General features: G+C 63.9%; 15 protein-coding genes. 10 read left to right on the plus strand and 5 right to left on the minus strand.

The features are described from left to right. The first annotated feature begins 41 nt into the window (after window positions 1-41). Both add and EN853_RS22325 read left to right on the plus strand, forming a co-directional pair. Entirely contained in the window at window positions 42-1,034 is a 993-nt protein-coding gene (gene add, locus EN853_RS22320; RefSeq protein ID WP_127861436.1) for an adenosine deaminase, read from the plus strand. Between the two features lie 72 nt (window positions 1,035-1,106). Then, window positions 1,107-1,508: a GFA family protein gene (locus EN853_RS22325; RefSeq protein ID WP_127861435.1), complete on the plus strand. Its 402-nt coding sequence runs from the start codon at window positions 1,107-1,109 to the stop codon at window positions 1,506-1,508. A gap of 13 nt (window positions 1,509-1,521) precedes the next feature. Here EN853_RS22325 and EN853_RS22330 read toward each other — a convergent pair whose 3' ends face one another. Next, window positions 1,522-2,244 carry a 3-keto-5-aminohexanoate cleavage protein gene (locus EN853_RS22330; protein ID WP_127861434.1) on the minus strand — a complete coding sequence of 241 codons (723 nt, stop codon included), beginning with the start codon at window positions 2,242-2,244 and terminating at the stop codon, window positions 1,522-1,524. A 195-nt stretch (window positions 2,245-2,439) separates the two neighbouring features. Between EN853_RS22330 and EN853_RS22335 the strand changes: the two genes are divergently transcribed. From EN853_RS22335 to EN853_RS22350, 4 genes are read left to right on the plus strand one after another with little or no spacing between them, the layout of a single operon-like run. Beyond that, the gene (locus tag EN853_RS22335) at window positions 2,440-3,153 is read left to right on the plus strand and encodes a GntR family transcriptional regulator (RefSeq protein WP_245517147.1); all 714 of its coding nucleotides are present in this window, start codon (window positions 2,440-2,442) and stop codon (window positions 3,151-3,153) included. 9 nt (window positions 3,154-3,162) lie between these two features. Next, complete coding sequence (locus EN853_RS22340) at window positions 3,163-3,726, plus strand: flavin reductase family protein (protein WP_210234803.1); 564 nt, start codon at window positions 3,163-3,165, stop codon at window positions 3,724-3,726. A gap of 25 nt (window positions 3,727-3,751) precedes the next feature. Continuing rightward, window positions 3,752-5,239: a 4-hydroxyphenylacetate 3-hydroxylase N-terminal domain-containing protein gene (locus EN853_RS22345; protein ID WP_127861432.1), complete on the plus strand. Its 1,488-nt coding sequence runs from the start codon at window positions 3,752-3,754 to the stop codon at window positions 5,237-5,239. After that, window positions 5,236-5,628, plus strand: coding sequence for a cupin (locus tag EN853_RS22350; RefSeq protein ID WP_245517148.1), 393 nt, complete (start codon window positions 5,236-5,238; stop codon window positions 5,626-5,628). The genes EN853_RS22345 and EN853_RS22350 overlap by 4 nt, the downstream gene beginning before the upstream one ends. A gap of 51 nt (window positions 5,629-5,679) precedes the next feature. Here the strand turns inward: EN853_RS22350 and EN853_RS22355 are convergent, their stop codons facing one another. After that, window positions 5,680-6,096 carry a helix-turn-helix domain-containing protein gene (locus EN853_RS22355; RefSeq protein ID WP_127861431.1) on the minus strand — a complete coding sequence of 139 codons (417 nt, stop codon included), beginning with the start codon at window positions 6,094-6,096 and terminating at the stop codon, window positions 5,680-5,682. 100 nt (window positions 6,097-6,196) lie between these two features. Here EN853_RS22355 and EN853_RS22360 point away from each other — a divergent pair, with 100 nt between their 5' ends. Next, complete coding sequence (locus tag EN853_RS22360; protein ID WP_127861430.1) at window positions 6,197-6,784, plus strand: dihydrofolate reductase family protein; 588 nt, start codon at window positions 6,197-6,199, stop codon at window positions 6,782-6,784. An 84-nt stretch (window positions 6,785-6,868) separates the two neighbouring features. Here the strand turns inward: EN853_RS22360 and EN853_RS22365 are convergent, their stop codons facing one another. Further along, window positions 6,869-7,063: a hypothetical protein gene (locus EN853_RS22365; RefSeq protein WP_127861429.1), complete on the minus strand. Its 195-nt coding sequence runs from the start codon at window positions 7,061-7,063 to the stop codon at window positions 6,869-6,871. Between the two features lie 143 nt (window positions 7,064-7,206). Then, window positions 7,207-8,454: a cytochrome-c peroxidase gene (locus tag EN853_RS22370; protein WP_127861428.1), complete on the minus strand. Its 1,248-nt coding sequence runs from the start codon at window positions 8,452-8,454 to the stop codon at window positions 7,207-7,209. A 91-nt stretch (window positions 8,455-8,545) separates the two neighbouring features. Here EN853_RS22370 and EN853_RS22375 point away from each other — a divergent pair, with 91 nt between their 5' ends. Further along, the gene (locus EN853_RS22375) at window positions 8,546-8,995 is read left to right on the plus strand and encodes a hypothetical protein (RefSeq protein WP_127861427.1); all 450 of its coding nucleotides are present in this window, start codon (window positions 8,546-8,548) and stop codon (window positions 8,993-8,995) included. 62 nt (window positions 8,996-9,057) lie between these two features. Here EN853_RS22375 and EN853_RS22380 read toward each other — a convergent pair whose 3' ends face one another. Further along, window positions 9,058-11,493 (minus strand): EAL domain-containing protein, encoded by a 2,436-nt coding sequence (locus EN853_RS22380; RefSeq protein ID WP_245517149.1) that lies wholly within the window; start codon window positions 11,491-11,493, stop codon window positions 9,058-9,060. A gap of 227 nt (window positions 11,494-11,720) precedes the next feature. Here EN853_RS22380 and EN853_RS22385 point away from each other — a divergent pair, with 227 nt between their 5' ends. Both EN853_RS22385 and EN853_RS22390 read left to right on the plus strand, forming a co-directional pair. Further along, on the plus strand, window positions 11,721-12,143 hold the full coding sequence (locus tag EN853_RS22385) for an OsmC family protein (protein WP_127861426.1): 423 nt from the start codon (window positions 11,721-11,723) through the stop codon (window positions 12,141-12,143). Between the two features lie 5 nt (window positions 12,144-12,148). After that, window positions 12,149-12,712 carry a hypothetical protein gene (locus EN853_RS22390; RefSeq protein ID WP_127861425.1) on the plus strand — a complete coding sequence of 188 codons (564 nt, stop codon included), beginning with the start codon at window positions 12,149-12,151 and terminating at the stop codon, window positions 12,710-12,712. The last annotated feature ends 206 nt before the right edge of the window (window positions 12,713-12,918 follow it).

The raw sequence follows: 12,918 nt of genomic DNA on the forward strand, positions 1-12,918 counted from the left end.
TCGCCCGTGGTTTAATTCGGCCACCAGATCGGGAGGCTTTATTGACCGACTATATCGGACTGCCGAAGGCCGAAGTGCACATCCATGTCGAGGGCTGCTTCGAAGCCGACGACGTGATCAGGAATTGCGAGGAGGCCGGCATTCCGTTGCGTGCCCCGCGCGACAGGCTCTTCGAGGCGCACGATCTGAAGAGCTTCCTCGAAATGCTCGACTGGCTGTGCGGCACGTTCCGCACGCGTGAGCAACTGGCGGTCACCGCCTATAAGTTTGCGCGGCGAATGGCCAAGAGCGGCGTGCGCTATGCCGACGTCATCGTCAACCCGACGCACTGGCCGCACTGGCACAGGAATATTCCCGGGATGATCGACGCGTTCGATGCGGGTTTTGCGGCCGCCGAGCAGGATGGATATCCGCCGGTCGGGCTTTGCGTCAGCCTCTTGCGTACCCAGTCCGCGGAGGAAGCGATCGAGCTGGTGGAGCTGCTGGGCAGGACCAGGCACCCGCGCGTCGTTGCGCTTTCGATCGACGGCAACGAAGCGGCCGCCGGCCGCACCGGCCCGCGCTTCGCCGAGGCATTCCGCCGCGCCGCGGCGGCCGGATTGCGGCGGACCGTCCATGCCGGCGAGTCGAGCGGTCCCGAGGGCGTCCGCGATGCCATCGAACTGCTGGGCGCCGACCGCATCGACCACGGGGTGCGGGTGATCGAGGAGCCTGCCCTGGTTGACCTGCTTGCGCAGAGACGGATTCCGCTCGGCATCTGCCCGATCTCCAACATCGCGCTCGGCGTCTATCCGTCGCTTGCCGAACATCCGATCGATGCGCTCCGCAGGGCCGGTGTCCCCGTCTCGATCAACACCGACGATCCGGCGCTGCTCGACACGACGCTCGAAGCCTCTTACGCCGCCTGCGCCGACACCTTCGGCTGGGATGGCGAAACGATCCGTCAGCTGGCCGCGACATCGGTGCATGCGAGCTACGCCGATTCCGCGGTGAAGGCGCGAATTCTGGCGGACCTGGCGACCTGGCGGGCCTGACGTCCTTCGCCGGGGCGACGAACCGTCCTAAGGTGCGCGATCCTGGGGAAGCATGAGCTGAAAGGAGCCAGCATGGTCACGCGTCGCGCCGAATGTTCGTGCGGTCAGCTGTCGGCCACTTGTGCCGGCGAGCCGGTGCGCATCTCGGTGTGTCATTGCCTGGATTGCAAGCGGCGCACCGGCAGCGCCTTCAGCTACAATGTCCGGTTTGCCGAAGCTGACGTGGCGATAGAGGGGCGCGCCTTGCAGTTCACGCGCATCGGCGAGCAGGGCGGCCGCGTCACCTACAGCTTCTGCCCGGACTGCGGTACCACCGTCCACTATCGCATCGACACCCAGCCCGGCCTTACCGCCATCCCGGTGGGGGCGTTCGCGGACCCGTCGTTTCCGCCGCCCTTCCAATCCTTCTACCACGACAGCCGGCGCTGCGAATGGGTCGAGATAACCGCCGAGCCTCTGACGAAATTCGGCTGACTTTTGGCCGGGGTCACGCCTTGCGATAAATCTTCACCGCCGCCGCCACCAGCGCCGCGTTTCCTGCGGCGACGCTGCCGTCCGGCAATTCCTTCCCGTCCTCCAGTCCGACGCGGGTGGACAATTTCCGCGCCGCGGCCCGCTCGACGAAGGGCCACACGGTGGCGTTCTCGCCATGCAGCAGGATGGAACGCCGGATGCCTTCGCGCTGCAGCACCTTCTCGATGCCGTCGGCAACCGAAAAAGCCTCGTCCAGCGTCTGCTCGGAAATCTCGATCAGCACCCGCAGCACCCGCCCGCCATGGTCGAGGCCGGCGAGCCTGAGCGCGTCGCCGATCGATGCAAGCCCGGCCTCGATGCCGACGCCGCGGCCGCGCAGGGCCTCCATCACTTCGGGCGCCGCCGCCTCGCTGAGATTGACCGAGGCGTAGTCGGGCAGTTCATGCCAGCCGGCAATCGCCGCGAGCGTGCGCCTGTCGTCCTGCTCGATCCAGGCGCCGGTGGAGACGCCGATAAGCGTGCCGGGGCAGGCGCGGCGCAGCGCCGCCACCGTCCGGTCCATCGCTTCCGGGGCAAGGCTTTCCTGCCTGCCTGCGCCGCGCGCATGGACATGCAGTTCGGCCGCGCCCGCCACGAGCGAAGCCGCGCCGTCGCGCGCCATGGCGTCCGGGTCGAGCGGCAGGGCAGGGTGGAAATCGGCGGGACGCGCGCCGTTGATGCAGGCCTGGACGATCATGGCGGCAAATCCAGCTTCAGCCGGCGTTCATTCTAATTGCGAAGTCTTGAAAACGGAACGGGCAGTCATTGTCGACCGAGGCTGGGCCTGCGGCGTGCTGCACAGGGTGCAATGCAGCGGAACGCTTGAACGAGATGTAAGCATGATGTATACATGTTGTCTATGAGTAAGCGACGCGAAACCGGGGCTTCTGTCTTGGGCGGTCATGTCGACGCGGCACAGGACATCGTCTACCGCTGGCTGAAGCAGCACGTGCTCACTTTGCCCAGCCAGGAAGGGACGTTCCTGACCGAGGCGGAGGTCTGCCGCGGCACGGGAACGTCGCGGACACCGGTGCGCGAAGCGCTTTTGCGGCTCGAAGCCGACGGGTTGCTGCGGATCGTGCCCAAGAAAGGCGCCTATGTGCCCCCCATCACCGAGGCCGACATCGAAGCGGTCATGCAGGCGCGTGGCCTGGTCGAGGAGTGGTGCTCCCGCCGCGCCGCGAGTTTCGGCGAGATGCTTGCAGCCGAGCTGGACCGGTTAATCGCCGAGCAGGTGGATCTGCTGCAGGACCCGGTTGCCTTCATCGAATGCGATCGGGAATTTCATCGCACCATCGTGCGCGCGGCCGGCAACCCGGTGCTCGCCGATTTCTATGAGAGCTTGCGAGACCGCCAGTTGCGCATGGGTGTGCATGTAATGACCATTTCCGGCGGGCGAGGCGAGAGCGTTCTTGCCGAGCACGCCGCGATTGTTGAGGGAATACGCCGCGGCGATCCCGAACAGGCGGCCGCGGCAGTCGCCGAGCATCTGGCATGCACGTTCGTCGCGTTGCGGCTGCCGGTTGCGGCCGGATGGGCCGCCCGAGCGCAGGTGGCGACCTCAGGACTTATCAACAGGGACAATGGCAGGCAGCGAGTGACTTGATCTGATGACTTGACGGACGGCTTCGAAAGGGCGGGCGTGACCATCGAGCAGGAAACGGTTTTCGACGTGCGTGCGTTCCGGCAGGCGCTGGCGCAGTTCCCGACAGGCGTCTGCGTCGTAACCTGCCTGGCCGATGGCGTACGGCTCGGCATGACCATGAGCTCGTTCAACTCGTTGTCGCTCGAGCCGCCGCTCGTCCTCTTCAGCATCGATCGCAAGGCAGTCAGCCTGCCGCTTTGGGAGAAGGCCGACGGTTACGCGGTCAATGTTCTCTCCGAGAACCAGAGGGACATTTCCAACCGCTTCGCGCGGCCGCTCTCCAACAAATGGGTGGGTGTGCGCTTCGGACAGGCCGGCTCGGGCGCCCCGTTGCTGCCCGGCGCCGCGGCGTTGTTCGATTGCGAGCCATGGGCCAGGCACGAAGCCGGCGACCATGTCCTCTTCATTGCGAGGGTCAGGCAGTTCCGGTCTTTCGGTGACCGCCGGCCCCTGGTTTTCAGCAAGGGACATTACGCGGCGCTACAGCCGGGCGAGACCGTGGCGCCGCTCTGGCCACTCGACATCCATTATTGACTTCTTGGCACGAAGGGAGGGCAAGATGATCAAGACCGGCGCACAGCATATCGAGACGTTGAGGGACGGCAGGCAGGTCCATATCAACGGGCAGGCGGCCGGCGATGTCACCGTCCATCCGGCCTTCCGCCGAACCATTCGGTCGGTTGGCGCGCTCTATGATTTCCAGGCACGGCCCGACAACCGGGAACTGATGACATTTGAGGTTCCCGAGGGCGGCGGCCGCCGCGCCAACCGCATCTGGCAGCTGCCGCGCAGCCTTGCTGAGCTTGTCGAGCGGCGCAGCGCGCTGGAAGCCTGGACGGAGCTTCACTACGGCTTTCTCGGCCGCGCCCCCGACCACGTTGCTTCATGCATTTCCGGCATGTTCATGGGCATCGAAGTGTTCGAAGCCTACGACAAGGCCCGCGCAGGCGCGCTTTCCGAATATTACCGCTTCGCCAGGGACAACGAACTCTACCTTACTTATGCCATCCTCAATCCGCAGGCGGATCGTTCGAAGCCGGCGAGCGAACAACAGGATCGCTTCCTCACTGGCGGCGTCGTCGACCAGGATGCAGGCGGCCTGACCATCCGCGGCGCCAAGATGCTGGCGACGGGCGGCATCATGGCGAACGAGGTGCTGGTCACCTGCATCCAGCCATTGCGTGAAGGCGACGAACCCTATGCGGTCTCCTTCGCGGTGCCGATGAATGCCGGCGGTCTGAAGATCCTGTCGCGAAAGTCCTACGAGGAAAGCGCTGTCAGCGTCTTCGACAACCCGCTTGCCAGCCGCTTCGACGAGAACGACGCCGTGCTTTACTTCGACGATGTGAAGGTTCCCTGGGACCGCGTCTTCATCAGCCAGGACATCGCCATGTGCCAGCGGCAGTTCCACGCCACTCCGGCACACGTCTTCCAGAACTATCAGGCGCAGATCCGTTTGATGGTGAAGATGCGTTTTCTCACCGGCATCGCCCGCCGCATCGCCGAGACGAACGGCGTCATCGGCTTTCCGCAGGTGCGCGAAGCACTGGGCCAGCTCGCGGCGCAGAACGCCATGGTCGACGCGCTGGTGCACGCCATGGAGGTGAAAGGCCGGATGCGTGGCGCATATTTCGTGCCGGATGCCCATACGCTCTATTCCGCCCAGGTGCTGACGCAGCAGCTCTACTGCGAGGTGATCACGGCTTTGCGCGAACTGGCGGGTGGCGGGCTGATCATGGTGCCGTCCTCGGCCCAGGATTTCGCCGATCCGCATCTGCGCGGTCTCATCGACAAGACACAGCAGTCGCCGGTCACCTCATCGGAGGGGCGGGTAAAGTTCTTCAAGCTGGCCTGGGATGCGGTCGGCTCGGAATTCGCCTCGCGCCACACCCAGTACGAGATGTTCTATGCCGGCGCCAGCTTCGTCACCAAGGGGCACAGCTTCCGCACGTTCGACTGGGACCGCTGCACGCAGCTCGTCGACCACATGCTGGACAGCTACTCCCTGGATGATGGAGCCGGTCGCGGCGCCTTGGATGCTGCTTGAGGTTCGTCGTGCCTATCCACAAGGAGCACAAGGAATTTCATGCTGTCGCAATGGCGGGCGAGGATTGGCATAGGCCGCCTGGCTATCCGCCCGGCATCGAACAGAAGATTCTTGCCGGCTACCTCGACGAAGCAGGCAAGACGGGCAGCCGGACGCGGTTGCTCCGGTTCCTGCCGGGCGCCTTCACCTCGGTGCCGTTTGTGCACGAATACTGGGAAGAGGTTTATCTGCTTTCCGGCGATCTCATCGTCGGCGCGGCGTCACCCAAAGAGCCGGCGCAGAGTTTTGCTCCCAACACTTACGCCTGCCGGCCACCGGGTGTCTATCATGGCCCCTTTCGATCGCAGACGGGATGCCTTTTGCTGGAGGTTCATTACTACGAGGTGTGATGCCGATCGTCATTTTCGTAGGGGGCGTGAGGTAGCGCCGCTGAAAGCTCCTCACCCCAAATGTTCCGCCCTCAGCTTCTCCTTCATCCGCTTGATCGCCGGCTCGCCGCCGGCCGCCAGCTCGTCGGCAATCCGGGCGAGGTCATCATCGGCCTTGCGATATTTGCTGCCCCAGGCGCCGAGCGTCGCCAACACCGGCAGCAGGTCGATGCCGGCCTCCGTCAGCCGGTAGATCGCCTTCAGCCCATGGGTCGGGTCGTCACTGCGGGTGAGGATGCCTTCATCCTGCAGCGTCTGCAGCCGCTCGGCGAGCGTCCGCGACGAGATGCCTTCGGCCGATTGGAGGAATTCGCGAAAATGCTTTTTCCCGGCGAAGGCCAGGTCGCGGATGATGAGCAGCGTCCAGCGGTCGCCGATGAGTTCGAGCGAGAGGCTGATCGGACAGCCGGACCTATCCCTGGTCGACATGGCTACGGTTCCATTTTTAAATCACTTTACAATTGACACCATTTGTCCTGCAGGTCAATACTTCCAAAAGTAAACCACCACCCGGAAGGAGGACCGTGCGATGAAAAAGCTCATCCTGCAGATGCAGATGTCGGTCGACGGCTTCGTCGGCGCCGCTGAAGACCATCGCTGGCAGCTTTGGGGGTGGGGCGACGACAGTGGCTGGGATGGCGAGCTCAAGCAGGACTTCAACGCTGTGTTCGAAACCGTCGACACCATCCTGCTCAGCCGCAAGATGGCCGAGGAGGGCTATCTCAACCACTGGAGCAATGCGGCACGGAAATTCCCGAAGGATCGTTTCTATGCCTTTGCCCAGCGTATCGTCGAAGCGCGCAAGGCGGTGCTGAGCGACAGGCTCAAGGCCTCGCGCTGGGAGCGCACGAGTGTTGCCAGCGGGGACTTGCCGCGCGAGGTCAACGCTCTGAAGGCGGGCGAGGGCAGCAACATCGCCGTCTTCGGCGGCGCCGGCTTTGCCTCGGCGCTGATCGCAGCCGGCCTGGTCGACGAGTTCCAGCTTTTCATCAACCCGACGGTGCTGGGCAGCGGCCGCCGCATCTTCGACCAGGGCGGCTTCGCCAGGCTGAAGTTGCTTGGATCGAAAGCCTATGCCTGTGGCATGGTGGTCAGCCGCTACGCGCCGGCAGGGTGAAGGACCTGAATCAATCCGGCAGCGCGCCGTCTCAACCGCTTGTTCGCTTGCGCCTTTCCTGGAGCAAAGGGGAACTGGTCCGCCTTACCGGCCTTGACCAGACCCCAGCGCATTGATTTCCAGGCACCCCGCCTCATCGTTGGCCGCGGCCGCGAGCCGCAGCGCTTCATGCGACGTCAGGCCAATAAGCACGCGACCGCCGAATTCGGCGGGCTCCTCATTGGCCGTATCAAACACCGTCCAGCGGTCGGTCGGGTCCTGTAAAGCGACGAATCTCATCCGAGACTCCATCCATGAAGAGCCTCTAATATGGAAGGCGTTTCATGGCCGTCCTATGATCTAGCTCACATATGCCCGAGTACGTCGATTCGATGCCGACGGCAAATCTGCAGCGTGCGCTCGGGCAACACTGGAGGCCTCCGTCACTGCCCCGCCTGGTCGGCGTCGGTCAGCGTGCCGAGGAAGGCGACGATGTCGTCGATCTCGGCGTCGGTCAGCGCCGGCTTGTCGCCAGGCTTCCTGCCATTGAAGGGCGGGTCGGTGTTGAGGTTCCCCCAGTAAGCTTTTGGCAGGTCGTCGAATTTGTCGACCGTGCCGTCGGCGTTCTTCGGGTACCAGCGGCCGGGATCGGTGTCTCGGCTGGCGTAGAAGGCCACCGCCTCGCGCAGCGTGTGGAAGCGGCCATTGTGGAAGAAGCTCTTGCGCAGCGCGACGTTGCGCAGCGTCGGTGTCTTGAACAGGCCGCAATATTCTGAACGGCCCTTGAAGTCGGTGCGCAGCGGCCCGCATAGGCCGAGGTCGAAATAGTTGGGGTCGGCATTGGCGGGGATCGCCGGGTTGCGCGGCACTGCGATGGCGATCAGCCCGTAGTCGGTGAATTGCGGCGGCTCGCCATTGTTGCTGGGTTGGCTGAGGTGGCAGCTCGCGCAATTGCCCTTGGCCTCGTCCTCGAACAGGGCGCGGCCGCGCAGTTCCTGCGCGGTCAGTTGCGCCTTGCCGGCGAGGAAGGCGTCATAGCGGCTGGAATAGGGGTAGAAATCGGCGCTGCTCTGCTCGAAGGTGCCGAGAGCCTCTATCGCCGCATCGAAGGCGTCCTGCGGATGGTCGAACACATCGGCGCCGAATGCCGCCTTGAAGGCGTCGGCGTAAGGCGCCTTGCGCAGCGCCGCGACCACGGCCTCTTCATCCTTGTTGGCCATCTCGAAGGGCGACAGCAGCGGGATCCTCGCCTGGTCCTTGCCGTGGTCGGCACGTCCGTCCCAGGTCAGCCCGCCGGTCGGGCCATTGTCGACGCTTTCGTCGCCCTCGTCCTCGGAGTCGTAAAAATGCTCGGTAAAGGCGGGCGCCGCCTGCAGGTAGCGCAGCGACGGCACTGAGCGCAGGCCCGGCTGGTCGAGGTTCGGTCCGCCCATCTCCACCGGCGAGGCGGAGGCGGGACCGAAGGCATGATTGGGGTCGTGGCAGGACGAGCAGGCCTGCTTGCCTGAAGCCGACAGCGACGGGTCGAAGAACATCTGTCGCCCGAGCGCCGTCAGCGCCGCGGCGCGGGCGAAGGCTTCCGCGCGCGATAGCGGACCCGGAGAAACGCTGCCCGCCGGCAGGCCGTCCGCCGGCCAGAGGACGGCGATGCCGGCGAAGGTTGCGAAGGCCGCGGATGTCCAGCGTGTCATGGCGGTCCGGTTGCGTTTGGCAATTGGGTAGGGGAGCATTGCTACGGATTGATGGCTTGAAAGGATCGGTCTTCCTGCCACAAAAGGTGCCATGTCCGACAATTACCTGCACCTGGTTTCATCCGACCCGCTCTGGCAGCCCGATGAGACGGCGGCTGAGGCGGCAGTCGGGATCGCGCGCGGATTGTTCCCCCAAGCTGAACATATCGGAGTCGCATACAAGGAAGGGGTGACATTCTTCGACGCAGGCGCGAATACGGAAAGCGTCCATTGCGCCTTCTGCGGAGGCGACCTTGAGGATTGGTGGGGCGATGCCATGGGCCAGGCAGCCGCTTCGGATTTTAGCAATCTAACGATCGTGACGCCTTGTTGCGGCAAGTCCACATCGCTCAACGATCTCAGCTACGGATGGCCCGCTGCGTTCGGCACGTGCGCTCTTACGGTCGTCAATCCTGGCGCGACGTCGCTTGGTGCCGACCAATTGCGGAGAATCGAGCTGGCGATCGGCTCGCCGCTCAAGGCGATTTGGCAACATCTCTGAGCCTGCCGGTGCCGAGGACTTCGGCGGGCCTTTTGTTCCCCAGTCCACAAGAATTGCCTCGTCTAGGCCGTCAGGGCGCTTGATTGTTCAAAGAGCGTGCAGAGCTCGGATGCCGGCATCGGGCGTCCGAACAGCCATCCCTGCACGTCCGTGCAACCGTTCTCCCTGACGAGACGATACTGGTCCTCGGTTTCGACCCCTTCGGCGGTCGTGGTCATGCCGAGCGTGGTGCCGAGCTCGGCCACGGCCTTGACGATCGCCCGGCTCTCGCCGCTTTCGCACATCAGGCTGACGAAGCTTCGATCGATCTTGATGCGGTCGAACGGAAAGGACCGCAGATAGCTCAAGGAGGAGTATCCGGTTCCGAAATCGTCCATGGCGATGCTGACGCCGAGATCGCGCAGGCTGTGCAGGGTCTGGATCGTGTGTTCACTGTGCGCCAGCAGCACCGACTCGGTGATCTCGAGCTCCAGCCGCGACGGCAGGAGGCCGGAAGCAGCGAGTGCCGAAGCAACCTGTAGCGGCAGCCCCTGCTGCTTGAACTGGGCCGGCGAAAGATTGACGGCGATCTTGACGGGCAGGGGCCATTTCGCCGCATCCGCGCAGGCCTGCCGCATGATCCATTCGCCGAGGCTGTCGATAACCCCGACCTCTTCCGAGAGCTGTATGAACTGCGACGGCGGCAGCTGGCCAAGACGCGGATGGTTCCATCGCACGAGTGCCTCGAAGCCGGTGAGTTTCGAGGTCTTTGCGTCGTGCAGCGGCTGATAGTGCAGCACGAATTGGTCGTTTGCCACGCCCTGCGCCAGTTCAGACTCGAGCTGCCGGCGCTCCTGCAATCGCGCGTCCATTCCGGGTTCGAAAGACCGGCAGGTGCCTCTGCCTTCCATCTTGGCCTTGTACAAGGCGAGGTCGGCGTTGCGGATCAGTATATCCGAGCTCTGTCCGTCGTCGGGAAAGACCGCCAGGCCGATGCTGCTGCCGATACTGATCGTATGACCTTGGATGGAGAACTCGTCGGAGAGGGCATGGATGACGCGGCTCGCGAGCGCGCCTGCCTGTTCGTCGCCATCGAGCAGGAGCTGGAGGATGGTGAATTCGTCGCCCCCCACTCTTGCCACCATGGCCGTGTCGCCGGCCTGCTGCCTCAGCCGCCTGGCCACGGCGCGCAGGAGCTCGTCTCCCACCGGATGGCCGAGAGTGTCGTTCACAGGCTTGAAGCGGTCGAGGTCGATGCAGTGGACGGCCAGTTTTTCGCCGCCTCTCAGGCTCCTCAGGGCCTCGTCCATCGTGTCGGCCAGCAGGCCGCGATTGGGCAGGCCGGTGAGGATGTCATGGGTTGCGAGGTGCTGGATCTCGGCCGTGCGTTCCTCCACGCGCCGTTCCAGTGTCTCGGCGGCTTCCGTCTGCATCGACATCGTGCGGGCGATCGCATACCAGCACACCAACGCCAGCAAGGTGACGATAACAGTCGCGGCGTAGCTCGCCAGTTCGAACTGCCGCACCGACCGGACGTCGACGTCGTTCTCGAACCGGCTGTTCGGAAATCCGGCCCAGAGCCGCCACGCGCTTCTCGGATCGTTAAGGGAAAGCGGGATCACTTCCGAATAGATCAGATTTGGATCGGGCGCAGTGAACGAATGGGTGGCGGCCGCCAGAGACGTCGAAAGCCGATGCTGGTCGGACTCGAAACCGTAGTCGGCATTGGCGATGACATAGTCGGTGCTGGGCAGGAGCTTTCTCAGCGCCGAGGTAAGCATGATGGCGGAGACCGAGCCGCGCAGGTTGCCGTCGGCCGAGAAGACCGGAACAGAAAGGATGAAGCCCGATCGGTCGGCGTCGTTGCCGCTGTGGATGAAATCCGTGTTGTCGCAGGTGATCAGCTCCTTCGTGCCGATGATCGGCACGTTGAGCCCATCGATGTTGCTCGAATTCGGATAGTTCGCCTTCAGCCAGGCAAGTTGCCTGGCAAGTTCGTGGTACTCATAGGTTTCGACCTCCTCGGCCGGCCGCGTCAGCGATTGATCGTCCAGCTTCCCGGGCTTTTTGGCATCAGCGGCTTCGGCTCTCGCCCTGGCGTTCACGATCAACTGGTCGAACTGGAGGATCGGCTCCTCCAGCTTGCCTGTCACCGGATCGTAGCGGTCGGGATCGAAGTCCAGCGGCAAGAAGTACACTTCGGAGATGGAAACGTTGTTGGCCAGGTTGTTGTAGATCTGCTGGATCGTGGCGCGGCCTTCGTCGCCGAGGTTCGTGCCGTGACGGTCGAGGTTCTGCACGCTTGGCAGATAGGTGAGGGTTCGGACGTTCTCATAGATGGCGCGCAATGCGTCTTCGACGGTTTTGGCGGTTGCCCGCGATGCGGCCTGGGAGTTCTCCAGATAGCGCTCCTTGGCGAGCGCGAAGTCACGTTGGGAGCCGATGTGGAGTGCTGCCAGCGTCGCCGCGCCGGTCAGCAGGATCAACGCAAATCCCGTCATTCGCCAGAAGGCGTTCATTGCGCGGCCCCCTTTGATCTGCAAGGCATAGCACTTCACAGTTTAGGAACCGCTAATAAGCTTCGACTTTTCAGTCGCAGGAGGGATCGGGGCGATCGATTTTCGCGCCAACAAAGCAATCGATCTTGTCGGGAGAGATCGATACCATGGGCAGGAAAGGGCAGGACGCCAGTCGGGGCGGCCGCGCCCTTGATTTTCGTCGGGCCAATGACCGAAAAGGACCTGCCATGAGCGAGCTCAAGGTAAGAACCCGCGCCACCGGCGCTTCCGCCGTGCTCCAGCGCGGCGGATTACCTGTCGTCACCACACCGACCGGCGGCACGGTTGATGTCGTGACTTCCGCAAGCGCGCCGGGCTTCAACCCGCTCGACCTGCTCTACGCCTCCTTGGCTGCCTGCATGGTGCTCAGCGCCCGCATCGCCGCAAACCGCCTCGGCGTCGCCGACCGGCTCGGCGAGGTAAGGGCTGACGTCACCGGCGAGAAGGCGAAGGACGAACCCTCGCGGGTCGAGACATTCAACATCAGGCTGGAGATTGCGGGCGATCTCGACGCGGCCACCAGGCAGCGCATTCTCGAGGATGCCGAAGATATCTGCACCATTTCCAACACGCTGCGCGCCGCGCCCGCGCTGCACACGACGCTGGGGTGAGGGCGATGGCGCATCTTTCGCCGGTCGACTATGCGACCGCCTCGCCGGAAATCCGCGCCGAGCACGACAGGGAACTCGCGCTGCGCGGCCGCATGACCAACATGAAGCGCATCCTTCTCAACTCGCCCGCCGCGCATCGCATCTATGCCGAATGGTTCACGCTGCGCGATTTGCTGCGACCCACGCTCGACGACCGCGCCATTTGGCTGTTCTCGAAGGCGATCTCTGAGACGATGCGGGCCGAAATCCCGGTCACCTTCTTCCGCCGGGCGCTGATCGACAGCGGCCTTGATCCGGAGGCGATCGAGCCGACCGCCGACGAGGCGCTGCTGATCGCCTTTGGCAAGGCCGTCGCCGCCGATGCCAATGCCGTTGCCGACGAGACCTGGACCAACCTCAAGGCGCGCTTCGACGAGACGCTGCTGGTCAATCTCACCGCCTTCGCCGGCATCATGCTGGCGACCTGCGTGTTCACCAATGCGGTGAAGGTGGATCTCGATCCGGAGCTGGAGGAGTATCGCGGATTCTCTCCTTCTCCCCTTGTGGGAGAAGGTGGATCGGCGCCATAGCGCCGAGACGGATGAGCGGTGTTCCAGCTTGGCGATACGCGTGAAATCGCCGCCGCCTCATTCCTTCCAACACCCCTTGTATCTGCACGAACAGAGATTTGTGCGAGAAGAGCGACTGAGCCTCGAACCGGACGGCCATCCGATTCGAGGCTTGGCGAAGTCGCCCGAAACCCCTTCGGTTACAACCGTGGATGAGCCTGGGATCT

The sequence above is a fragment of the Mesorhizobium sp. M1C.F.Ca.ET.210.01.1.1 genome (assembly GCF_004791585.1).
Taxonomy (GTDB): domain Bacteria; phylum Pseudomonadota; class Alphaproteobacteria; order Rhizobiales; family Rhizobiaceae; genus Mesorhizobium.

What these genes read in the sequence shown, in the direction of transcription:
- EN853_RS22325 (WP_127861435.1), top strand. Translation starts at nt 1,107, where the DNA reads ATGGTCACGCGTCGCGCCGAATGTTCGTGCGGTCAGCTGTCGGCCACT.
- EN853_RS22330 (WP_127861434.1), bottom strand. Translation starts at nt 2,244, where the DNA reads ATGATCGTCCAGGCCTGCATCAACGGCGCGCGTCCCGCCGATTTCCAC.
- EN853_RS22345 (WP_127861432.1), top strand. Translation starts at nt 3,752, where the DNA reads ATGATCAAGACCGGCGCACAGCATATCGAGACGTTGAGGGACGGCAGG.
- EN853_RS22355 (WP_127861431.1), bottom strand. Translation starts at nt 6,096, where the DNA reads ATGTCGACCAGGGATAGGTCCGGCTGTCCGATCAGCCTCTCGCTCGAA.
- EN853_RS22360 (WP_127861430.1), top strand. Translation starts at nt 6,197, where the DNA reads ATGAAAAAGCTCATCCTGCAGATGCAGATGTCGGTCGACGGCTTCGTC.
- EN853_RS22365 (WP_127861429.1), bottom strand. Translation starts at nt 7,063, where the DNA reads ATGAGATTCGTCGCTTTACAGGACCCGACCGACCGCTGGACGGTGTTT.
- EN853_RS22370 (WP_127861428.1), bottom strand. Translation starts at nt 8,454, where the DNA reads ATGACACGCTGGACATCCGCGGCCTTCGCAACCTTCGCCGGCATCGCC.
- EN853_RS22375 (WP_127861427.1), top strand. Translation starts at nt 8,546, where the DNA reads ATGTCCGACAATTACCTGCACCTGGTTTCATCCGACCCGCTCTGGCAG.
- EN853_RS22380 (WP_245517149.1), bottom strand. Translation starts at nt 11,493, where the DNA reads ATGAACGCCTTCTGGCGAATGACGGGATTTGCGTTGATCCTGCTGACC.
- EN853_RS22385 (WP_127861426.1), top strand. Translation starts at nt 11,721, where the DNA reads ATGAGCGAGCTCAAGGTAAGAACCCGCGCCACCGGCGCTTCCGCCGTG.
- EN853_RS22390 (WP_127861425.1), top strand. Translation starts at nt 12,149, where the DNA reads ATGGCGCATCTTTCGCCGGTCGACTATGCGACCGCCTCGCCGGAAATC.